At 72.5% G+C, this 19,826-nt stretch carries 22 protein-coding genes; 11 read left to right on the top strand and 11 right to left on the bottom strand.

All coding sequences use genetic code 11. The annotated features are described in order from the left end of the window. Positions 1-74 precede the first annotated feature (74 nt). The 7 genes from ACFV2X_RS15135 to ACFV2X_RS15165 form a co-directional block, all read right to left on the bottom strand. Positions 75-890, bottom strand: coding sequence for an urease accessory protein UreD (locus ACFV2X_RS15135; RefSeq protein ID WP_385616208.1), 816 nt, complete (start codon positions 888-890; stop codon positions 75-77). Beyond that, on the bottom strand, positions 887-1,600 hold the full coding sequence (gene ureG, locus ACFV2X_RS15140) for an urease accessory protein UreG (protein WP_385616210.1): 714 nt from the start codon (positions 1,598-1,600) through the stop codon (positions 887-889). Before ureG ends, ACFV2X_RS15135 begins: the two co-directional genes overlap by 4 nt. Positions 1,601-1,637: 37 nt before the next feature. Then, positions 1,638-2,324, bottom strand: coding sequence for an urease accessory protein UreF (locus tag ACFV2X_RS15145; protein WP_385616453.1), 687 nt, complete (start codon positions 2,322-2,324; stop codon positions 1,638-1,640). Between the two features lie 27 nt (positions 2,325-2,351). After that, on the bottom strand, positions 2,352-4,073 hold the full coding sequence (locus ACFV2X_RS15150; RefSeq protein ID WP_385616212.1) for an urease subunit alpha: 1,722 nt from the start codon (positions 4,071-4,073) through the stop codon (positions 2,352-2,354). A 165-nt stretch (positions 4,074-4,238) separates the two neighbouring features. Then, the gene (locus ACFV2X_RS15155) at positions 4,239-4,544 is read right to left on the bottom strand and encodes an urease subunit beta (protein WP_385616214.1); all 306 of its coding nucleotides are present in this window, start codon (positions 4,542-4,544) and stop codon (positions 4,239-4,241) included. A 15-nt stretch (positions 4,545-4,559) separates the two neighbouring features. Beyond that, positions 4,560-4,862, bottom strand: a complete 303-nt coding sequence (locus ACFV2X_RS15160) for an urease subunit gamma (protein WP_089511712.1) — start codon at positions 4,860-4,862, stop codon at positions 4,560-4,562. 168 nt (positions 4,863-5,030) lie between these two features. Beyond that, positions 5,031-5,351 carry a type II toxin-antitoxin system Phd/YefM family antitoxin gene (locus ACFV2X_RS15165; protein WP_385616217.1) on the bottom strand — a complete coding sequence of 107 codons (321 nt, stop codon included), beginning with the start codon at positions 5,349-5,351 and terminating at the stop codon, positions 5,031-5,033. A gap of 80 nt (positions 5,352-5,431) precedes the next feature. Between ACFV2X_RS15165 and ACFV2X_RS15170 the strand changes: the two genes are divergently transcribed. The 5 genes from ACFV2X_RS15170 to ACFV2X_RS15190 all read left to right on the top strand — a co-directional run bounded on the left by ACFV2X_RS15170 (position 5,432) and on the right by ACFV2X_RS15190 (position 8,856). Beyond that, the gene (locus tag ACFV2X_RS15170) at positions 5,432-6,067 is read left to right on the top strand and encodes an ATP-dependent Clp protease proteolytic subunit (protein WP_385616219.1); all 636 of its coding nucleotides are present in this window, start codon (positions 5,432-5,434) and stop codon (positions 6,065-6,067) included. Between the two features lie 6 nt (positions 6,068-6,073). Beyond that, positions 6,074-6,382, top strand: coding sequence for a hypothetical protein (locus ACFV2X_RS15175; protein ID WP_089511715.1), 309 nt, complete (start codon positions 6,074-6,076; stop codon positions 6,380-6,382). Positions 6,383-6,619: 237 nt separating this feature from the next. Beyond that, positions 6,620-7,093, top strand: coding sequence for a C40 family peptidase (locus ACFV2X_RS15180; protein ID WP_385616221.1), 474 nt, complete (start codon positions 6,620-6,622; stop codon positions 7,091-7,093). Positions 7,094-7,179: 86 nt separating this feature from the next. Then, complete coding sequence (locus ACFV2X_RS15185) at positions 7,180-7,578, top strand: VOC family protein (protein WP_385616223.1); 399 nt, start codon at positions 7,180-7,182, stop codon at positions 7,576-7,578. Positions 7,579-7,650: 72 nt separating this feature from the next. Then, complete coding sequence (locus tag ACFV2X_RS15190; protein ID WP_385616225.1) at positions 7,651-8,856, top strand: hypothetical protein; 1,206 nt, start codon at positions 7,651-7,653, stop codon at positions 8,854-8,856. Positions 8,857-8,869: 13 nt separating this feature from the next. Here ACFV2X_RS15190 and ACFV2X_RS15195 read toward each other — a convergent pair whose 3' ends face one another. After that, entirely contained in the window at positions 8,870-9,298 is a 429-nt protein-coding gene (locus ACFV2X_RS15195) for an ATP-binding protein (protein ID WP_014181432.1), read from the bottom strand. A gap of 248 nt (positions 9,299-9,546) precedes the next feature. Here ACFV2X_RS15195 and ACFV2X_RS15200 point away from each other — a divergent pair, with 248 nt between their 5' ends. Together ACFV2X_RS15200 and ACFV2X_RS15205 are read left to right on the top strand one after the other, a co-directional pair. Beyond that, positions 9,547-10,416 carry a helix-turn-helix domain-containing protein gene (locus tag ACFV2X_RS15200; protein WP_385616228.1) on the top strand — a complete coding sequence of 290 codons (870 nt, stop codon included), beginning with the start codon at positions 9,547-9,549 and terminating at the stop codon, positions 10,414-10,416. A gap of 48 nt (positions 10,417-10,464) precedes the next feature. Beyond that, positions 10,465-10,683 (top strand): DUF397 domain-containing protein, encoded by a 219-nt coding sequence (locus ACFV2X_RS15205; RefSeq protein ID WP_385616230.1) that lies wholly within the window; start codon positions 10,465-10,467, stop codon positions 10,681-10,683. A gap of 14 nt (positions 10,684-10,697) precedes the next feature. On the opposite strand, the gene ACFV2X_RS15210 is transcribed toward ACFV2X_RS15205, so the two are convergent. Continuing rightward, a complete protein-coding gene (locus tag ACFV2X_RS15210; protein WP_385616233.1) occupies positions 10,698-11,915 on the bottom strand; it encodes an 8-amino-7-oxononanoate synthase in 1,218 nt (405 codons plus the stop codon). Between the two features lie 171 nt (positions 11,916-12,086). Between ACFV2X_RS15210 and bioB the strand changes: the two genes are divergently transcribed. Together bioB and ACFV2X_RS15220 are read left to right on the top strand one after the other, a co-directional pair. Then, the gene (bioB, locus tag ACFV2X_RS15215; RefSeq protein WP_385616235.1) at positions 12,087-13,343 is read left to right on the top strand and encodes a biotin synthase BioB; all 1,257 of its coding nucleotides are present in this window, start codon (positions 12,087-12,089) and stop codon (positions 13,341-13,343) included. Continuing rightward, complete coding sequence (locus ACFV2X_RS15220; RefSeq protein WP_385616238.1) at positions 13,336-14,670, top strand: adenosylmethionine--8-amino-7-oxononanoate transaminase; 1,335 nt, start codon at positions 13,336-13,338, stop codon at positions 14,668-14,670. The genes bioB and ACFV2X_RS15220 overlap by 8 nt, the downstream gene beginning before the upstream one ends. A gap of 60 nt (positions 14,671-14,730) precedes the next feature. Here ACFV2X_RS15220 and ACFV2X_RS15225 read toward each other — a convergent pair whose 3' ends face one another. Then, positions 14,731-15,360, bottom strand: coding sequence for a TetR family transcriptional regulator (locus tag ACFV2X_RS15225; RefSeq protein ID WP_385616240.1), 630 nt, complete (start codon positions 15,358-15,360; stop codon positions 14,731-14,733). Between the two features lie 100 nt (positions 15,361-15,460). Here ACFV2X_RS15225 and ACFV2X_RS15230 point away from each other — a divergent pair, with 100 nt between their 5' ends. Continuing rightward, on the top strand, positions 15,461-16,255 hold the full coding sequence (locus tag ACFV2X_RS15230) for an SDR family NAD(P)-dependent oxidoreductase (protein ID WP_385616242.1): 795 nt from the start codon (positions 15,461-15,463) through the stop codon (positions 16,253-16,255). Between the two features lie 119 nt (positions 16,256-16,374). Beyond that, positions 16,375-17,088 (top strand): dethiobiotin synthase, encoded by a 714-nt coding sequence (gene bioD / locus ACFV2X_RS15235; protein WP_385616244.1) that lies wholly within the window; start codon positions 16,375-16,377, stop codon positions 17,086-17,088. A 129-nt stretch (positions 17,089-17,217) separates the two neighbouring features. On the opposite strand, the gene ACFV2X_RS15240 is transcribed toward bioD, so the two are convergent. Beyond that, entirely contained in the window at positions 17,218-19,782 is a 2,565-nt protein-coding gene (locus ACFV2X_RS15240; RefSeq protein ID WP_385616246.1) for a glycoside hydrolase family 3 N-terminal domain-containing protein, read from the bottom strand. Positions 19,783-19,826 lie beyond the last annotated feature (44 nt).

Genomic DNA, 19,826 nt, shown 5'->3' on the forward strand with positions numbered 1-19,826 from the left:
TTCAGGTCGTTGACCTGCGGGGCTTCCTGAGCCAGGAATCCCCCTGCTTCAGCTGGGGGAGGGTTCAAAGAGTGTCAGGAGGATCCTCGCCTTGACATGCCGCCGTCGGCGGCGGGCTCTTCGGCGGCCCCGTGCCACCCGCCCGCCCCGGCGCCGGTTACCTGGTCCAACAGTCTCCGCAGCCGCAGCGCGTCCGGTGCCACCGCGGTCACCAGGGCGGCGGGGCCCGCGAGTGGGGTGAGCACCGCCGTCTCGCCGAGCTGCCGGACGGATACCGGCCGCTCCTCGAAGGCCGGATCGACGAGGAGGAGTTGACCGGCGGCCCGATGCCCGGCGAGGACCGCCCCGCCGTCCCAGCCGGGCGTCCCCGGCCCGTAGCCGAGCTCCTGGTCCAGCAGGGCCCGCCCGGCCCGGTACACCGTCAGACGGGCCGTCAGCCGCCCCGGCGGCTCTCCGGCCCGGCCGAGCACCTGCTCCTCTCGGAGCAGCAGACAAGCAGTCGGGGCGAGCTCGACGCGGCAGGTCATCCGCAGGTCGCTGCCGCGCGCCGAGATGACCGGCTCGGGTCGCCAGCACAGCGTCGCGCCGTCGCCGACGGTGAGCCGTACATCGTAGTGGGCGGGCTCGCCCGACCGCCCGGGCAGCGCGATGGTCGCCGCCGCCGACCCGACGGACAGCCGCGCCCCCGGCCCCACCGCCACGTCGAGGCCGATCCGATCCCCGCCGAGCGGCGCGCTCATCGCCCCCACCACGGTCACCCGCGCCTCCGCCCCCACCCCTCGCGTCCGCCGCAGCGCGAGCGGCCCGTCGCCGGCGAGCACGGGCAACGCGGTCCCGCCCCGCCCGTCCGCCTCCGCGACGATCCGGGCGGCGGCCCGGACGCCTCTCACGCGTGGGCCGCCGTCCAGGCGGCCAGCCGCTCCCGTACCCAGTCGACGACCGGTTTGACGCCGTTCTCGGTGACCAGCGAGGTGAAGGCGACGGGCAGATCGCCGCGCTGGGCGCGCGCGTCGTGGGCCATGCGGTCCAGGTCGGAGCCGACGTACGGCGCGAGGTCGGTCTTGTTGACGACCAGGAGGTCGGCTGTGGTGACACCCGGCCCTCCCTTGCGCGGGATGTCGTCGCCGCCCGCGACGTCGATGACGAAGATCTGGGCGTCGACCAGTCCCTTGGAGAAGGTCGCGGTGAGGTTGTCGCCGCCGGACTCGACGAAGACGAGGTCGAGGCCGCCCTCCGGGCCGACGGCGTCCTCGAGGTCCTCGATCGCTTCGAGGTTGGCGGAGATGTCGTCGCGGATCGCGGTGTGCGGGCAGGCGCCGGTCTCCACGGCCGTGATGCGCGTCGCCGGCAGGACGGCGTTGCGCAGCAGGAACTCGGCGTCCTCGCGGGTGTAGATGTCGTTGGTGACCACGGCGATCGACAGCTCGTCGCGCAGCGCGCGGCACAGCGCGGCGACGGTTGCGGTCTTCCCGGACCCGACCGGGCCGCCGAGGCCGATGCGCAGGGCGCGGCGGGTGCCGTCGGGGCGGCGCGGATCGGCGGCGCTGCTGTAGGTGTGGCGCTGCGGGTAGATGTCGGTGTCCGCGTGGTCGAGATGCATGACGGCTCCGGGTGGTTCGGGGGACGGGCTGAGGCTGCTACGAGGCGAAGAGGCGTACGGGCCAGTCCGCATGCGCTTCGGCGGTGATGTCGAGCAGCGGCGCGGAGGCGGCGGGCAGCGCGTCCGGGCCCTCGTCGAGGGCCCGTCGGGCCGCCTCGGCGGCCCGCGCCGCGACCTGGTCCAACTCGGGGACGAGGCGGGCGAGCACGGCGGTGGCCTCGAAGGGGTTCAGGCTCAGCAGCCGCACGACGGCGGTCGCGGGCCCGCTGACCGACTCGTACGCGGCGATGTGCGCGGCGTCCGTCGGGCTCGCCCCGGCGGCGCGTACGGCGAGGCCGAGGACGACCGGCTGGTGGGCGCCGCGCGGGCGGGCCGCGGCGAGGGCGTCGAGCTCCGGTCCTGGCCAGGCGGCCCGTGCGGCGCGCATCATCTGGCGGCCGAGCCGCCGCGCGGTGGCGCGCAGGGCGGGGGCCGGGGTACGGGCGTCGGCGGCCTCGTCGAGGAGGAGCGGATCGAGCCCGGCGGCGGCCGCGGCGGCGAGCCCCGCCGCGGTGAGCCCGGCGGTGTGCAGCCGGCCCCGGCAGAACTCCTCCAGCGACTTCGCGTCCCGGATCCGGCCCGCCTTGACGGCGGCCTCGGCGCCCCCGGAATGCGCATGGCCTCCGGCGGGGAACCGGCCGTCGGCGAGGACGAGCAGGGCCGCCCGGGCGGCGGCCGCGGACATGGGCACGGTGATGGTCGCCACGTCCGCTCAGAAGAGGAAGTAGCGCTGTGCCATGGGCAGTTCCGCGGCGGGGGCCGGTTCGACCGGCTCCCCGTCGATGGTCACCGTGAAGGTGTCGGGGTCGACCTCGACATGCGGGCGGGCGTCGTTCTCCCGCATATCGGCCTTGGTGACGCCGCGTGTGCTGCGGATCGGGGCAAACCGCTTGCCGAGGCCGAGCCGGTCCACCAGGCCGTCGTCGAGCGCGGTCCGGGTGACGAAGTTGACCGAGTTCGCGGCGGGGGCGCGGCCGATCGCGCCGAACATGGGGCGTGGCAGGACCGGCTGCGGCGTGGGGATGGACGCGTTGGCGTCGCCCATCTGCGCGTATGCGATCTGCCCGCCCTTGATGACCAGCTGCGGCTTGACGCCGAAGAACGCCGGGTCCCACAGCACCAAATCGGCGAGCTTCCCGGTCTCCACGGAGCCGATCTCATGGTCCAGGCCCTGGGCGACGGCCGGATTGATGGTGTATTTGGCGACATAGCGACGCGCCCGGTGGTTGTCGGCGCGGCCGTCGCCGGGCAGGGCGCCGCGCCGGCGCTTCATGACATGCGCGGTCTGCCAGGTGCGCAGCACGACCTCGCCGACCCGCCCCATGGCCTGGGAGTCGGAGGAGATGATCGAGATGGCGCCGAGGTCGTGCAGGATGTCCTCGGCCGCGATCGTGCTGGGCCGGATGCGGGACTCGGCGAAGGCGAGGTCTTCGGGAACGGCCGGGTTGAGGTGGTGGCAGACCATCAGCATGTCGAGGTGTTCCTCGACGGTGTTGACGGTGTGCGGGCGGGTCGGGTTGGTGGAGCTGGGCAGCACGTTCGGCTGGGACACCACGGTGATGATGTCCGGCGCGTGCCCGCCGCCCGCGCCCTCGGTGTGGTACGCGTGGATGGAACGCCCGGCGATGGCGGCGAGCGTGTCGCCGACGAAGCCCGCCTCGTTGAGCGTGTCCGTATGGATGGCGAGTTGGGCGCCGCTCTCCTCGCACACCCCCAGGCACGCGTCGATGGCGGCGGGGGTGGCACCCCAGTCCTCATGGATCTTGAACCCGAGGGCGCCGCCCCGCAGCTGGGAGTACATCGCCTCGCGCGAGACGGTGTTGCCCTTGCCGAGCAGCCCGATGTTGACGGGGTATGCCTCCAGCGCCTCGAACATCCGGGCCAGGTGCCAGGGGCTCGGCGTGATGGTGGTCGCCTTGGTGCCCTCGGCGGGTCCGGTGCCGCCGCCGACGATGGTGGTGACGCCCGCCGCCAGCGCCTCGTCGAGGATGGTCGGGGAGATGAAGTGGACGTGGGCGTCGACGGCCCCGGCGGTGAGGATCCTGCCGTTGCCCGCGATGACCTCCGTCTCCGGCCCGATGACGAGGTCGGGGTGGACGCCGTCCATGGTGTCCGGGTTCCCCGCCTTGCCGATGCCGGTGATCCGGCCGTCGCGCAGCCCGACATCGGCCTTGACGACGCCCCAGTGGTCCAGGATCACGGCGCCGGTGATCACGGTGTCAGGGGTCCCCTCGGCGCGCGTGGCACGCGACTGCCCCATGGACTCGCGGATCACCTTGCCACCGCCGAACACCGCTTCGTCCCCGGCCCGGCCGGGGCCGCCGGCGCGGTCCTCCTCGATCTCGATGAGGAGGTCGGTGTCGGCGAGCCGTATACGATCGCCGGCGGTCGGCCCGAAGAGATCCGCGTACGCGGGGCGGCTGAGTTCAGTCATGCTGCGTCCCATCGTTCGCCCCGCCGCGGCAGGGGGCACCTCCCAGCGGTAGCTGGGGGAGGCTCATGTCACCGTCGCCCGCGAGGCGACAGTGCGGCTCGTGTTCTCGTCGCGGCCCGGCGGCCTCGCGTGCTCCCCCAGCTATCGCTGGGAGGTGCCCCCTGCTCACAATGACCCTCCTGTCTCGCCACGCAGCCCGGGTACGACGCGCTCGCCCGCTATCGGGACCAGCTCGACCTCGACGGGGATGCCCGGCTCGAAGCGCACGGCGGTCCCCGCGGCGATGTGCAGCCGTTTGCCGTGGGCGGCGGCGCGGTCGAAGTCGAGGCCGGGGTTCGCCTCGGCGAAGTGGTAGTGGGAGCCGACCTGAACGGGTCGGTCGGCCGCGTTGAGCACGGTGAGGCGGGTGACGGGGCGGCCTTCGTTGAGGCGTACCGGCTCGTCCGCGTGCAGGATCTCTCCGGGAATCACGGGAGGCGCCCTCCGTCAGGCTATGGGCTGGTGGACGGTGACGAGCTTGGTGCCGTCGGGGAAGGTGGCCTCGACCTGGACGTCGTGGATCATCTCCGGGACGCCCTCCATGACCTCCTCGCGGGTCAGCACCTCGCGGCCCGAGGACATGAGCTCGGCGACCGTACGGCCGTCGCGGGCGCCCTCCAGGATGTGCGCGGTGATCAGCGCGACGGCCTCCGGGTGGTTGAGGATCACCCCGCGGGCCCGGCGCTTTTCGGCCACGTCGGCGGCCACGTGAATGAGCAACCGTTCCTGCTCGTGCGGGGTCAACTGCACGCCTACCACCTCACGCTTGTCCCGTCGGGCGGGGTCGAATCGCCCGCTCACCTGTGGCCCGGTTCCCAGGGCGGCTCGCACCCGGTTTCGGAAGGCTAGTTCCGCAGCGTTTCCACGGCGTTAACTGCGACGGTTGTGGGTGGGTGGGGGTCGATTCGCGCGGGAGCCTCAGCCGCGCCCGCGCCGCCGGTCGCCGACGTCCGGGCCGCGGTGCTCCGCGGCGATGCCGAACCGCCGCCGTTCGCCGGGAGCGGACGCCGCCGGGCGGACGGTCGAGACCGTGCTGATCACCTGCTCCTCCTCGGCGCCCGCCTCGCCTGCCTCATCCGACTCCATCTCCTCAAGTCGCCGCAGGTCATCGGCCGAGACCAGGGCCACGAGCGGCTTTCCGTGCCGCGTCACGACCACCCGCTCGCCGCCGTACACAACGCGGTTGATCAGCTCGGCGAGCTCTGCTCGGGCTTGCGTCACCGGAATCTCGTAGGCCATGCTCCCCATCATAACGAGATGTACGTCCTGTACATTTTTTACGGACGCCCGACTCCCACCTGACACCCAGAGGTGACGTGATGGAACGCCCGACGGCGCGCTACGTCCTGCCCGAGTTCACCGAGCGCACAAGCAACGGGGTCCGCACCATGGACCCGTACTCCAAGCTCCTGTCCGAGCGCATCGTCTTCCTCGGCACCCAGGTCGACGACACCTCGGCCAACGACGTGATCGCACAACTCGTCCACCTCGAACACGCCGGCCCCGACCAGGACATCTCGCTGTACATCAACTCGCCCGGCGGCTCGTTCTCCGCCATGACGGCGATCTACGACACGATGCACTTCGTCACATGCGACGTGGAGACGATCTGCCTGGGCCAGGCCGCCTCCGCGGCCGCCGTACTGCTGGCCGCCGGCACCCCGGGCAAGCGCTTCGCACTGCCGGGCGCGCGGGTCCTCATCCACCAGCCGTCGTTCAGCGAACCCATCCAGGGCACGACCTCCGACCTGGAACTCCAGGCCAAGGAGATGCTGCGCACCCGCGCCCTCCTGGAAGAGCTGCTGGTACGGCACACCGGGCAGACCGCCGAGCGGATCCGCTCCGACATCGAGCGCGACAAGATCTTCAACGCCGAGGACGCGGTGGCATACGGGCTCGTGGACCGACTCACCCAGAGCCGCAAGCACCCGCGGCCACTGCGCGACGCGAGGTGAGCGACCGTGCTACCACCTGAACTGCCCCCGCTGCCGGCGCTCACCCGCGCGGAGGGCGCGCTGGTGGACGGCTATCTGGACGTGGTCGACCTGCTCGCCCGAATCAACCCGTCCCGCGGCAGCGACACCTACGCGGGCCTGCGGGCCGCGCAGGCTCTGGTGGGGAAGGCCACCGCGCTCCGGGACGCGCTGGCCCTGATGCACGAGCGCGGCGAGAGCCGCCTCCACACCACGACGCTGGAGCGCGCCCTGCGCGTACTGGACGGAGACCGCCGCACCGAACGCGTGACGCTGCCCCCGACGCCCGCGCACTGACACGGGGAAGCGGCGCCGTTCACCCGGACGGCCCAACCCGGCCCCGGCACCCCCGCCGGACCGGCTTGCGGTGCCACAGCGGTGCTTTTCGCCTCCCTGCCGGCCTCCCCGCCCCCGCGCCCAGCCTCGCAACCATGCCGGGCCGGGGGCACCATCCCAGGGACGACAGGACCCGCCGCGTCGGGCGCCTGGCCGGTCTGGGCCGGGCAGGGGCCCGGCAGACGAAGGGGGTGCGCGATGAATGCGCACATACGAGTCCCTGCAGCCGTATCCCGGGCCGGCGCCGTCTCGGCCCTGACCGTCGCCGCGGTCGGTGGCCCCGTAGCGGGGCCGGGGATTCCGCAGCAGGCCGAGGCGGCCTCCGCCGCCGCGAAGGCGCTGCAGGTCGCCGCGTCGAAGAAGGGAGCCCCGTACACGTACGGGGCCGCCGGCCCCAACCGCTTCGACTGCTCGGGCCTGACCCAGTACGCGTACAAGCGGGCCGGAAAGCGGCTGCCGCGTACGGCCGCCGCGCAGTACAACCGCACCCGCCATATCAAGGCCGCCTCCCGCCACGGCGGCGACCTGGTGTTCTTCCATTCCGGGAGCAGCGTCTACCACGTGGGCCTGTACGCGGGGCGCGGCCGGATCTGGCATGCACCCAAGCCGGGGACCGTGGTGCGGCTGGAGCGCATCTGGACCAAGAGGGTCTGGTACGGCAAGGTGCGCTGACGCGACGGCAGGAGAGACCTGACTGTCAGTGGGGGCCGGTACGTTGATCGGGTCGGGGAAGTCCGTCCATCGCCGCGAGGGATCACATGTCGTACCTGAACCCGGTCCGCAACATCACCTTCGACGCCCACGACCCGTACGCCCTGGCGCAGTTCTGGTCCGCCCTGACCGGGTATGCGCTCGAGGGCTCCGCGCCGGATGACGACGAGGTGCTGATCACTTCGAACCAGACCGGCGTCCCGGGCCTGCTGTTTCTGCGGGTGCCCGATGCCAAGCAGGGCAAGAACCGCGTCCACCTCGACATCCAGCCGCCCTCGGGCACGCGGGACGCCGAGGTGGAGCGGATGGTCTCGCTGGGCGCGTCGGTCATCGACGACCGGCGCACGGAGGACGGGCTCGGCTGGGTGGTGATGGCGGACCCGGAGGGAAATGAGTTCTGCGTCGAGCGCAGCGCGGTCGAGCGTGGCTTGGTGGAGCCGATGTGACGTCCGATGTCTTCGACACCGGTGCCAACGCGCGTAGCGTGGCGGGGTGTCGGCAGCAGGAGGGGACTTGTGGTGACCGAGCAGTTCCAGGCGGACCGGACCTACGACCATGTGTATCTGGTCTTCATCGACACGGCCGGATATTCGACGATCGTCCTGTCGAACCCGAGAGACCGCGCCGCCCACGCCTTCGACCTGCTGCGCGAGCGGATGCGCACACGGCTCGCGCAACTGGCGGCGGAGCGCCGCTGTGCCCGCAGCGGGGTGTGGAGCTGGCGGGGCGACGGCGGGTTCTTCGCCGTCCATGACGACAGCGAGAGCGTGGCCCGCGATGTCGCGCTGGAGGCGGCCAGGACCTTCCTCACCCTGGATCTGGTCCATCTGCGGGACGAGTTCGCGCGGGCGGGCGTGGGCGGCGAGCTCCATCTGCGGATGGCCGTGCACAAGGGGACGATCCAGCACACCGGCGAGGGGCGGACCGGCACCATCCACTCCCCCGACATCAATCTGGCCGCGCATCTGGAGAAGGCGACCCCTCGGGACTGCCTGGCGATCTCCGAGGACGTGTACCGCACCGCGGGCCCGTACGCGGAGCAGTTCACCCCCGTGGGGAGCCATGAGGGCAAGCACGTCTATCTGATGGCCGGGGACGGCGGCCCGCAGCAGGCGGCCAAGGCGTGGCTGGCGAGCCGCGGTCTTGACGGGGGCACCGCGGTGCACGCGTATCCCGAGCGGCCGAGCTCCGAGGAGAAGGCGCGGCTGCTGGACGCGGCGTCCGAGGAAGTCCTCGACATGGGCACGGCGCTGCGCACCTCCTCCGGCCGGCTGGTCACCACCGAGCGCCCGGCCCGCTACCGCGACGCGGTCCTCGGCCTGCTGCGCCGGGGCGGGATCTACAGCTGCTTCCTGCTGGACCCGTCCTCTGACGCCGCGGCCACGCTGGCGCGGCAGTACCAGGAGGACATGACGAGGAAGATCAAGGATTCGCTGGAGCGGTTCGGCCGGTTCAAGGAGCGCTATGGCGCCGAGGCCGAGGGGCTGCGGGTGTACCAGACGGACGAGTTCCCCGGGTTCTCCGCGCTGGCCGTCGACGTGCGGCGGCCCGACGGGCTGATCCTCTACTCCTCGTATCTCATGGGCACCAGCCCGTACGGCGTGATCGAGCGCGGCGATATGCCGCACTATCTGATCAGCCCGACGGCCGGGCCGGTGTTCGGGCGCATACGGGAGCTGGCCGAGGCCCGCGGCACCACGGGGCACGTCAAGCGCGTCCTGTGAGGCCGCGTACCGCTCAGCCGACGGGAACGGTCCAGGGCAGCGCGATCCAGACCGTCTTCCCGCCCTCCGGGGTCGGGATGACGGACACCTCGCCGCCCGACTCCGCGGCCAGCGACCGGATGATCAGCAGGCCCCGGCCGTTGTCCTGATGGGTGGCGGGCGGCAGGCGTTTGGGCCATCTGGGGTGGCTGTCGGTGACGCCGATACTCAGCCGCTCTTCGCGTTCCAGCCGCAGATCCACGGTGAAGGTGGGCGATTGGCCCATCGTGTGCTGGACGGCGTTGGTGGCGAGTTCGGAGACGACGAGCCGTACGACGCCGACGGTCTCCGCATCCGTCGGCAGACCCCATTCGGCCAGCACGCTCGTCACATATCTTCGCGCCGCGGTCACCGAGACCGGTGCGCTCGGCAGAGTGACGGATGCTTCGTGGTGGTCAGCCATGGCGACCCTGTCCCTTCCAGCCGGGGCGCGGCTGCGGACGCATGCGAGTAGTAATGCCAAGCCAGTGAAGTCGTGGGCAGCCCCGGCGGCTCTAGCGTCAGAGTGCCATCGATGGACCGCACAACGGGTGCGATCCACCGAGTTATGCATATATCTGTCGCTCGAAACGGTGAACTCTGCTACGGAAGACCGGATTTGAGCGGCACACTGGCGACCGGGAATTCGAGAGAATGCCGAAAGGGGATGTCATGCGGTACGGCCCTGCGGTGCGCCGCCGCAAGCTCGGTGCGGAACTCCGCCGTCTGCGCGATCTCGCCGGACTCACCAGCGGCGAGGCCGCTCGCCGGGTGGGTTGGCACCAGTCGAAGGTAAGTCGGCTGGAGACCGGGCGCAGTGGAGCGAGACCGTCCGATGTGGTGCGGCTGCTGGATGTGTACGAGGTCGCGGACCCGGAGTTGCGCGCCCTGCTGGAGGCGTTGTGCGGTGGGGGCGCATCGGATCCCGAGGGGTCGCGGCGCGGCTGGTGGTACGCCTACCGCGATCTGCTGCCGCCCGCCTACCGGGATTTCATCAGCCTGGAGTCGGAGGCCTCGGCCGCGTCCACGCTGGAGACCACGGTGGTGCCGGGTCTGCTGCAGACCCCTGACTACGCGCGGGCGGTGACCCGCGCGGCGCTGCCGGATCTGCCCCGGCCGCAGGTGGACACGCTGGTGGAGGTGCGGATCGCGCGTCAGTCGGTGCTGCGCGGGGCGCGCCCGCTGCGGCTGCACGCGGTGCTCGACGAGGCGGCGCTGCGGCGCGAGGTCGGCGGGCCCGGCGTGATGGCGGCCCAGCTGCGGCATCTCGCGGAGGTCGCGGCGAGGCCTCAAGTACGGCTGCAGGTACTGCCGTTCTCCGCCGGAATGCCCATTGGCATCACTGGTCCTTTCATTATTTTTTCCTTTTCGCACATTACCGATCTCGATGTTGTTGTTCTCGACCACTTGACGAGTAGCCTCTACTTGGAACGGAAAGAAGACCTCCGGGCGTACAGCGCCGCGTTCGACACGCTGCGGACCAACGCCCTGACCGTCAAGGAATCGTTGACCTTCATCACCAAAATCGGGGGCGGCGCCTGAGGGGGCACCATGTCCACAATGTCCTGGTCCCTACCCTGCGATTCGGCATTGCGCGATGCGCAATGGCGGCGCAGCAGCTACAGCACCGGAATGAACAACTGCGTGGAGACGGCTTCGATCCCGCCCGGCCTGCTGGCCGTGCGGGATTCGAAGAACACGTCCGGCCCCGCGCTGCTGTTCGTCCCGGACATCTGGCTCACGTTCGTCGACGCGCTCCGGGACGGCGCGCTCGACACCGGCGCGGCCACGCGCCAACGCGAGAGCTGAGCTGAGCTGAGCCGTCAGGCGGTCGGCGCGGTCCGTACGATCGCGTCGGCCGCCTCCTCGATTTGCTGATCGGTCAGATCCGCCCGGGCCGTCAGCCGCAGCCGGGAAATCCCGTCCGTGACGGACGGCGGGCGGAAGCAGCCGACGGCCAACCCGGCCGCGCGGCAGTCCGCGGCCCACTGCACCGCCTGCTCGGGCGAGGGGGCCCGCACCGACACCACCGACGCGTCGGGCCGTACCGCGCTCAGCCCGGCGGCGGTGAGCCGTTCGTACAGCCCGGTGGCCAACGCGCGGGCGCGGGCGGCGCGCTCCGGCTCGCGGCGCAGCAGGCGCAGACTCGCCAGGGCGGCGCCCACGGCGGCCGGGTTGAGGCCGGTGTCGAAGATGAACGTTCGGGCGGAGTTGACCAGGTGTTCGATCACCCGGGCCGGTCCCAGAACGGCCCCGCCCTGGCTGCCCAGCGCCTTGGAGAGCGTGACGGTCACGACCACGTCGGGCGCGCCCGCGAGGCCCGCACCCTGCGGCGCGCCGCGCCCGCCGTCGCCGAGCACCCCGAAGCCGTGCGCGTCATCGATGACCAGGGCCGCGCCGTGTGCGCGGCAGGAGGCGGCGAGGGCGGGCAGCGGGGCGGCGTTCCCGTCGACGGAGAAGACGGAGTCGGTGACGACGAGCGCGCGGCGGCGCGGGCGCGTCGCGCCCCGGGGCGGCTGCGCCGCCGCCTCCCCTGCCGTTTCCGCCACGAGGGAGGCGGCTTCGAGGGCCTTGCGCACGGCCTCGGGGTCGGCGTGCGGGACGACGGCGACCTCGGCCCTGGACAGCCGGCAGCCGTCGATGAGCGAGGCGTGATTGACCGCGTCGGACAGGACCAGGGCGTCACGACCGCTCAGCGCGGTGACGGCGGCGAGGTTCGCCGCGTAGCCGGACGAGAACACCAAGGCCGCCTCGAAGCCGCAGAAGGCGGCGAGCTCCGCCTCCAGCGTGGCGTGCAGTTCCGTATGCCCCGTGACCAGCCGGGACCCGGTCGAGCCCGCGCCCCAGCGGGCCGCCGCCGCGCCGGCCGCGGCCGTCACCTCCGGGTGCCTGGCCAGGCCCAGGTAGTCGTTGCCCGCGAGGTCGAGCAGCGGGGAGTCGGCGGGGCGGGGTTTGAGCGTGCGGACGAGTCCGGCGCGGCTCCGCCGTTCGCTCTCCTCGTCGATCCACTCGAACGGGTCGTCGTGGCGATCCTGGGGCATACGCCGTCCCTGCCTTCCGCCCGGCACCCGACCGGGCGCCAACTGTCGGGTCCCGATAGAACGTATCGGCGTCCATGCATGGGCAGGGTGTGGCAATACACACACCTGGAACGAGTGGTGTTGTGTGATCCCTCCTTTGCCCCGGACCCGGGCGCAGGGCAGGATCGGCCCATGGAGCTGCTGAAGACGCTGGTGGACAAGGGGCTGCGGCGCGAGCTGCCGACCCGAGAAGAGGCCCTCGCCGTGCTGGCGACCGCCGACGACGATGTGCTCGACGTGGTGGCCGCGGCGGGCAAGGTGCGCCGCGCCTGGTTCGGGCGGCGGGTGAAGCTCAACTATCTGGTCAACCTCAAGTCCGGGCTGTGCCCCGAGGACTGCTCGTACTGCTCACAGCGGCTCGGCTCGCGCGCCGACATCCTCAAGTACACCTGGCTGAAGCCCGACGAGGCCGCGGCCGCCGCGGGCGCGGGGGTCTCCGGCGGCGCCAAGCGGGTCTGTCTGGTCGCCAGCGGTCGCGGCCCGACGGACCGGGACGTGGAGCGGGTCTCCCGGACCATCGAGGCGATCAAGGAACAGAACGAAGGCGTCGAGGTGTGCGCCTGCCTCGGCCTGCTCTCCGACGGGCAGGCGGCGCGGCTGCGGGAAGCGGGCGCCGATGCGTACAACCACAACCTCAACACCTCGGAAGCCACATACGGGGACATCACCACCACCCACACCTACGCCGACCGGGTGACGACCGTCCAGCAGGCCCAGGCGGCGGGCATGTCCGCCTGCTCCGGGCTGATCGCGGGCATGGGCGAGACGGACGAGGACCTGGTCGACGTGGTCTTCTCGCTCCGCGAGCTGGACCCCGACTCGGTCCCGGTCAACTTCCTCATCCCCATCGAGGGCACCCCGCTGGCCGAGGAGTGGCAACTCACCCCGCAGCGCTGTCTGCGCATCCTGGCGATGGTGCGGTTCGTCTGCCCGGACGTCGAGGTGCGGCTCGCGGGCGGACGGGAGATCCATCTGCGCTCACTGCAGCCGCTGGCCCTGCACCTGGCGAACTCGATCTTCCTGGGCGACTATCTGACCACCGAGGGCCAGGCCGGCAAGGACGACCTCGCGATGATCGCCGACGCCGGCTTCGAAGTGGAGGGCACGGATACGACGACGCTGCCCACACATCGGGCCGACGCGCTGGCGGCGGCACAGGCCGGCTGCGGTTCGCACGGCGGTTCTGAGGGTGGGACAACAGGCGCGGGCTGCGGCTCGGCGGGCGGGGGCTGCGCGCCGTGCGGTGACGCGGCGGGGACGGCCTCCGGGGCTGGAGCCGAGGCGGGAGCCGAACCCGTACCCGCCGGCGCGCCGGCCGCAGGCGCCCGCACCGATCTGGTCGCCGTGCGCCGCCGTGGCGTGGGCACGGACCTGCCGCCCAATGCCTGAGCCGCAGCTGACGCCCGGCAAACCGCTGACGCCCGGTGAGCTGCTGGCCCTGGACCGGCGGCATGTCTGGCATCCGTACGGGCCGATGCCCGGCCGCCAGGACCCGCTGATCGTGGAGTCGGCCGCCGGGGTCAGGCTGCGCCTGGCCGAACCGGCGGAGGGCCGACGGGAGTTGGTCGACGGGATGTCGTCGTGGTGGTCCGCCGTCCACGGCTACAACCACCCGGTGCTCAACGACGCGGCGCGCGGCCAGCTGGACCGGATGAGCCATGTGATGTTCGGCGGGCTCACCCACGAGCCCGCCGTACGGCTGGCCGCCCGCCTCGTGGAGATCACCCCCGAGCCGCTTGAGCACGTCTTCCTCGCCGACTCCGGCTCGGTCTCGGTCGAGGTCGCGGTCAAGATGTGCCTGCAGTACTGGCGCTCGCTCGGCCGCCCCGACAAGCGGCGGCTGCTCACCTGGCGCGGCGGCTACCACGGCGACACCTGGCAGCCGATGGCCGTGTGCGACCCGGACGGCGGTATGCACCATCTGTGGTCGGGCCTGCTGCCCCGTCAGCTCTTCGCCGACGCGCCCCCGCCCGGTTTCGACGCCCCGCCGGACCCCGCGTACGAGGCACATCTGCGCGACCTGGTCGCCCGCCACGCCCATGAGCTGGCCGCGGTGATCGTCGAACCGGTGGTGCAGGGCGCGGGCGGGATGCGGTTCCACTCCCCCGGCCTGCTGCGGGTGTTGCGCGATGCCTGCGACGAGCACGACGTGCTGCTGGTCTTCGACGAGATCGCCACCGGCTTCGGCCGCACGGGCGAACTCTTCGCGGCCGGACACGCGGGCGTCAGCCCCGATGTGATGTGCCTGGGCAAGGCGCTCACCGGCGGGTACATGACGCTCGCCGCCACGCTGTGCACACCGCGCGTGGCGGACGGCATCTCACGCGGCGAGCTCCCGGTGCTCGCCCACGGCCCTACGTTCATGGGCAACCCCCTGGCGACCGCCGTCGCGCTCGCCTCGATCGACCTGCTGCTCGGCCACGACTGGCGGCAGGAGATCAAGCGCATCGAGACGGGGCTGCGGGACGGCCTGGCCGCCACGGCCGAACTGCCCGGCGTCCGCGACGTCCGGGTCCTCGGCGCCATCGGCGTCGTCCAGCTCGACCACGCGCTGGACGAGGCGGGGATGGCGGCGGCGACCCGCGCGGCGGTACGGGAAGGCGTATGGCTGCGGCCGTTCCGCGACCTGCTGTACACCATGCCGCCGTACATCACGGGCGACGAAGACGTGGCCCGCATCTGCGCCGCCCTGCACGCGGCGGCCCGCGCGGCCTGACGCGAGCTGACACGGCCTGACGCGGGCGCCCGCCAGGGGCCACCCCGGCCGGCACCCGCGTCAGCCGGGGCCGCTCCGGGACCCCGCTCGGGAGGCGTCGGGGGCGGTGGCGAGCCGGCGGGCGACTTCGATCACTGTCTCGCGGCGGCGGGCCAGGGCGGCCCGGTCGGTCTCCTCGTCCAGGACCAGGCGGCACATCCTGGGCACCGCGAAGTTCCAGGAGATCAGCCCCATGAGGGTGAACAGCATGTCCTGGGCGGCGCGGACGCGTGCTTCCCCGGGGAGATGGCGGGCCGCCCCGCTGTCCACGAGATGGTGCACCTTCTGGCGGAAGGCGTCACGGCGCTCCCGCTCGCTCTCGTCGTCTTCGCCGCACACCTCCAGTGCCTCCCACAGCAGCAGCCTGATCAGCTCCGGGTGTTCCTGGTACCAGTCGAAGACCTGCCCGACCGACTCGGCCACCGCGCCGGCGTCGATGGAGAGGGCGCAGTGGATCTCCTCCAGCTTCGCCCGGAGAACGGCGGCGAACAGCTTCTCCTTGCCCCCGTAGTACAGATAGATGGCCTGCTTGTTGGCCATGGCGGCGGCCGCGATGCGGTCCACCCTGGCCCCCGCCAGGCCGCGCTCGGCGAACTCGGCAGCAGCGGCGTCGAAGATCCGCCGCCTGGTGTCCTCCGCGTCATAGGCCATGCACGAATTAAACCATCCAGTTGACTCCTCCCCGTCCAGGCGGCAGGATCGGGGCAGCACTAAAACAACCAGATGGTTTATTTCCTCGAAAGGCTCTCCCATGAGCACTGCGACTCCCATCCCCGTTCGTTCGCCGCTGCCGAGCGCCCTCTCCGGCACGACCGCCCTCGTGATCGGCGGAAGCTCGGGCATCGGGCTGGCGGCGGGCGTCCTGCTGCGTTCGGTCGGCGCCCGCGTGGTGCTGGTCGGCCGCGACCCCGACCGGCTGAAGGCCGCCGTCGCCCGGGTGCGGGGCGCGGGCCCGGCCGAGGCTCCCGAGGACGCCGTGCTGGGCGTTGCCGGCGACGTCGGCGACGAGCAGGCCCTCGCCGAGGCCTTCGACCGGGCGGACCACGTCGACCATGTGCTCGTCACCGCGGGCAGCGTCAGCGGCGCCAGCCCCCTGAGCGGGCTGTCGGCCGACGACTTCCGTACGGCCTTGAACTCCCGCGTCGGCGGGGCCTTCGCCGTCGCACGCGCGGCGGCGACCCGGCTTCCCGCGGGAGGCTCGCTCACGTTCAGCTCGGGAATCCTCGTGACCCGCCCGGCTCCCGGAATGTCCGCCCTGGTGTCGGCCGGCGGTGCCCTGGAAACCCTCACCAAGGCCCTCGCCGTGGAGCTCGCCCCGGCACGGCTGCGCGTGAACACCGTCCGCTACGGCCGGATCGACACCCCCCTCCTGCGCTCGATCCCGGGGCTGGACTCCGACGAGGCCGTCGCCGCCGCCGGATCGTCCGCTCCCCTTGGCCGCTTCGGCACCGCCGAGGAAGCCGCCGCCTCGGCCCTCTTCCTCATGGCCAACGACTACGTCACCGGCCAGATCATCACCGTCGACGGCGGCGAAACCCTCGCCTGATCCCGGCCGTGCGGTTCGTTCCCGAGCCCCGGCCGTTACCGTTCGTTCCTGGAGCGGTACCGGCACGGCTCCGGGAAACGAACCGCTCCACCCGCACACCGCAACGAAAGGCGCGCCCCATGCCCGTACTCGTGGTCACCGGCACCGGCACCGAAATCGGCAAGACCGTCACCACCGCGGCCGTCGCCGCCGCCGCGCTGGCCGCCGGCCGGTCCGTGGCGGTGCTCAAGCCCGCGCAGACCGGGGTCCGGGCGGATGAGCCGGGGGACGTGGCGGAGGTGGCTCGGCTGGCGGGGGCGGTCACGGAGGCGGAACTCGCGCGGTACCCGGACCCGTTGGCCCCGGCCACGGCCGCCCGGCGGGCCGGTCGGGCCGCGGTGCGGCCGTACGAGGTGGCCGAGGCGGCGGGGAAGTTGGCCGCCGAGCACGATCTGGTGCTGGTGGAGGGCGCGGGCGGGCTGCTGGTGCGGTTCGACGAGGAGGGCGGCACGCTCGCGGACGCGGCGCGGCTGCTGGGCGCGCCCGTGCTGGTCGTCGTCCAGGCGGGCCTGGGGACGCTCAACACGACCACCCTGACGGCGGAGGCCCTGCGCGCCCGGGGCCTGGACTGCCCGGGCGTCGTGATCGGCAGCTGGCCCACGGCCCCGGACCTCGCGGACCGCTGCAACCTCGCGGAACTGGCGGAGGCGGCGGGCGCCCCGCTGCTGGGCGCCCTCCCTCAGGGCGCGGCGGCCCTCCCGCCCGCCGACTTCCGCGCCGCGGCCCCCGGCTGGCTCGCGCCCGCGCTCGACGGGACCTGGAGCGCGGAGCGGTTCGCCGCGGCGCAGGGCTGACCCGCGTTGACCATGCGGCCGCGGGGCGCACGCGATGGTCGCGTGCGCCCCGTCGGCTCACCCCGCGACATCAGCCCCGCGACATCAGCCCGCGGCAGCTCACCCCGGGGCGCCTCACCCGGCGGTGCGTCAGCCCGCAGCGCGGTAGGCCGCCGTCAACTTCCGCAGCGCCCCCACCACATCCCCGCCGAGCAGCAAGTGGTCCGCCTCGGCGAAGGGTTTCGCCACCGCCGGGGTGATCTTCTGGCCGACCTGGTCCTGGACGAGGAGCCGCGCGGCCGTCACGATCGCACGCCCCTCCCCCGCATCCCCGCGCCCCGCCTTCCGGGCGGCCTTCGCCTCGGCGGTCAGCTCCGCGAGGCGCCTCGCGCCGTCCGCACCGGGCTCACGGGCCGAGGTCGTCAGCCCCCATCCGTACGGGTACTGCGGGTCGTACGCCGCGTCGCCCACGTTGATCGGCAGCTGCGCCTCGGACCTGGGCCAGGTCACCGGCAGCTGACCGGTGAAGGGCCGCTTGCCGTAGAGGACGTCCGCGACGCCGTCGCCCTCCGTGCCGGGCAGCCAGGACGCGACGAGCGCGTCGATGTCCCCCAGCCGGTCGCCGATGAGCTGCGGACGCCCGGAGACGATCAGCACCGCGCACTTCATGGCGCCGCACACCCGGTCCACCGCCGCCTGGTCGGCATCGGAAAGCCGCAGGTCATGGCCGTTGCCGACGTCTCCCGCCCCCTCGGCGTACGGGGTCTCGCCGACGACCACGACCCCGGCGTCGTAGCCGGCCGTCGGGGCGGAGGCGCCCTTGGAGTAGGTGATGGCCGAGTCCGCGGCCGCGTTCCGCAGGCCCTCCAGGATCGTGGTGCCCTCGGTGTGTCGGCCGGAGGAGCCCTGCCAGGTGATGGTCCAGCCGCCGGTCTGGTTGCCGAGGTCGTCGGCGTTGGCCCCGGCGACGTACACCTTCTGGGAGGGCTTCAGGGGCAGCACCCCGCCGGCGTTCTTCAGCAGCACCTGCGACTTCGCGGCCGCCTCGCGGGCGACGGCCCGATGCTCTGCCGAGCCGATCCGGTCGAGGTTGGAGACATCCGCATACGGCTTCTCGAAGAGACCGAGCCGGAACTTGGCCGTCAGGATGCGGGAGACCGCGTCGTCGATCCGGGCCCGGCTGATCCGGCCGGCCTTCACCTCGTCGACGAGCGTGGTGTGGAAGCCCTGGTACGCCGTGGGCACCATGATCATGTCCACCCCGGCGTTCACCGAGGTGCGGACGTCGCTCGGGTAGTCGCCGGGGATCTGGTCGATGGCCTGCCAGTCGCTGACGACGAAGCCCTCGAAGCCCATCCGGCCCTTCAGCACGCCGTTGATCATCGCCCCGTCGGCGTGCGTCTTGAGCGGCGCCTGACCGTCGCCGAGGATGTCCAGCGAGGAGAACGAGGGCATGACCGTGCCCACCCCGCGGTCCACGGCCTCCCGGAACGGCGCGAGGTGGACCCTCTCCAACTCCTCGCGGGTGACCTTGGTGACGCCCTGGTCGATGGTGTAGCTGCCGGTGGCCGAGGAGCCGTACTCCGTACCGCCGTCCCCCACGAAGTGCTTGGCGGTTGTCAGCACCTTGTCGCGGCGGTCGAGATCCTTGCCGCTCGGCGCGCCCTGCATGCCCTTGATGACCGTCTCCATGGCCGTGACCAGCGCCGGGTCCTCGCCGAAGGACTCGTACGCCCGCCCCCACCGCTCATCGCGCGATACGCATACGCAGGGCGCGAAGTCCCAGGGGACGCCCGTGGCGCGCACCTCGGAGGCGGTCACCGCGCCGGTCTTCTCGGCCAGCCGGGGGTCGCGGGTCGCGCCGAGGCCGATGTTGTGCGGCATGATCGTCGTCCCGACCGGATTGTTGTGGCCGTGGACCGCGTCCACGCCGTAGACCAGCGGGATCTGGAAGCGGGTGGCCTGGGCGCGCAGTTGGAAGGCGGCCACCATCCGCGCCCAGGCTGCGGGCGTGTTGGGGGTGGGCGCCGACCCGCCGCCGGACAGCAGGGAGCCGAGGTTGTAGTCGGCGATGTCGCCCGGCGCGGTGAGCGCGTTGCGCTCGGCCTGGGTCATCTGCCCGGCCTTCTCCTCGAGCGACATCCGGGACAGCAGGTCCTTCACGCGCCGCCGCACGGGGAGCTCGGGGTCGAGGTACGGCAGTCCGTGCGCGTCGATCACGACCCGTGGCGTCTCGGCGGGGGCCTTGGCCCCGGAGACGGTGAGATGGAGCGGGACGGTCTCGGCCGGTTCGGCGCCGCCGCCTCTCGCGGTGACGACCTCGACGGTGCGGGAGGTGCCGGAGGCGGTGCCGGCCGGGAAGGTCACGCTGCCCTCGACGGGCCGGTAGTCCGCACCGGAGGTGGCGGTGCCGCCGTCCCCTTCGGTGGTGTAGTCGACGGTGACGGGTTCGTCGAGCGGCCCGGAGCCGGTGGTGGCGACGGAGATCCTGACCCTGGCGGTCGCGCCCTCCTCGACCGGGTGGACGGCCGCGTCCGTGATCACCTGTGCCTTGAGCGAACCGTCGGCCGCGACCGCGGCCCCTCCCGTGAGGGGCAGTAAGGCGGCGCCGACCGCCCCGGCGACGAACGACGTTGCCGTGGATCCGAATCCTCCGTGCTGTCTTCGCTGTCCACTCTGGCTGCGCTGTCTTCTCTGACTGCGCTGACCTGGCATCGCGGCTCCTTCGGCTGGATGCACAAGATCCTGGGCCGATGTGC

The sequence above is a fragment of the Streptomyces sp. NPDC059679 genome (assembly GCF_042734105.1).
Taxonomy (GTDB): Bacteria; Actinomycetota; Actinomycetes; order Streptomycetales; family Streptomycetaceae; genus Streptomyces.

What these genes read in the sequence shown, in the direction of transcription:
- ACFV2X_RS15150 (WP_385616212.1), bottom strand. Translation starts at nt 4,073, where the DNA reads ATGACTGAACTCAGCCGCCCCGCGTACGCGGATCTCTTCGGGCCGACC.
- ACFV2X_RS15220 (WP_385616238.1), top strand. Translation starts at nt 13,336, where the DNA reads ATGCCTGAGCCGCAGCTGACGCCCGGCAAACCGCTGACGCCCGGTGAG.
- ureG (WP_385616210.1), bottom strand. Translation starts at nt 1,600, where the DNA reads ATGCATCTCGACCACGCGGACACCGACATCTACCCGCAGCGCCACACC.
- ACFV2X_RS15170 (WP_385616219.1), top strand. Translation starts at nt 5,432, where the DNA reads ATGGAACGCCCGACGGCGCGCTACGTCCTGCCCGAGTTCACCGAGCGC.
- bioB (WP_385616235.1), top strand. Translation starts at nt 12,087, where the DNA reads ATGGAGCTGCTGAAGACGCTGGTGGACAAGGGGCTGCGGCGCGAGCTG.
- ACFV2X_RS15195 (WP_014181432.1), bottom strand. Translation starts at nt 9,298, where the DNA reads ATGGCTGACCACCACGAAGCATCCGTCACTCTGCCGAGCGCACCGGTC.
- ACFV2X_RS15165 (WP_385616217.1), bottom strand. Translation starts at nt 5,351, where the DNA reads ATGGCCTACGAGATTCCGGTGACGCAAGCCCGAGCAGAGCTCGCCGAG.
- ACFV2X_RS15185 (WP_385616223.1), top strand. Translation starts at nt 7,180, where the DNA reads ATGTCGTACCTGAACCCGGTCCGCAACATCACCTTCGACGCCCACGAC.
- ACFV2X_RS15145 (WP_385616453.1), bottom strand. Translation starts at nt 2,324, where the DNA reads ATGTCCGCGGCCGCCGCCCGGGCGGCCCTGCTCGTCCTCGCCGACGGC.
- ACFV2X_RS15240 (WP_385616246.1), bottom strand. Translation starts at nt 19,782, where the DNA reads ATGCCAGGTCAGCGCAGTCAGAGAAGACAGCGCAGCCAGAGTGGACAG.
- bioD (WP_385616244.1), top strand. Translation starts at nt 16,375, where the DNA reads ATGCCCGTACTCGTGGTCACCGGCACCGGCACCGAAATCGGCAAGACC.
- ACFV2X_RS15180 (WP_385616221.1), top strand. Translation starts at nt 6,620, where the DNA reads ATGAATGCGCACATACGAGTCCCTGCAGCCGTATCCCGGGCCGGCGCC.
- ACFV2X_RS15200 (WP_385616228.1), top strand. Translation starts at nt 9,547, where the DNA reads ATGCGGTACGGCCCTGCGGTGCGCCGCCGCAAGCTCGGTGCGGAACTC.
- ACFV2X_RS15225 (WP_385616240.1), bottom strand. Translation starts at nt 15,360, where the DNA reads ATGGCCTATGACGCGGAGGACACCAGGCGGCGGATCTTCGACGCCGCT.
- ACFV2X_RS15210 (WP_385616233.1), bottom strand. Translation starts at nt 11,915, where the DNA reads ATGCCCCAGGATCGCCACGACGACCCGTTCGAGTGGATCGACGAGGAG.
- ACFV2X_RS15230 (WP_385616242.1), top strand. Translation starts at nt 15,461, where the DNA reads ATGAGCACTGCGACTCCCATCCCCGTTCGTTCGCCGCTGCCGAGCGCC.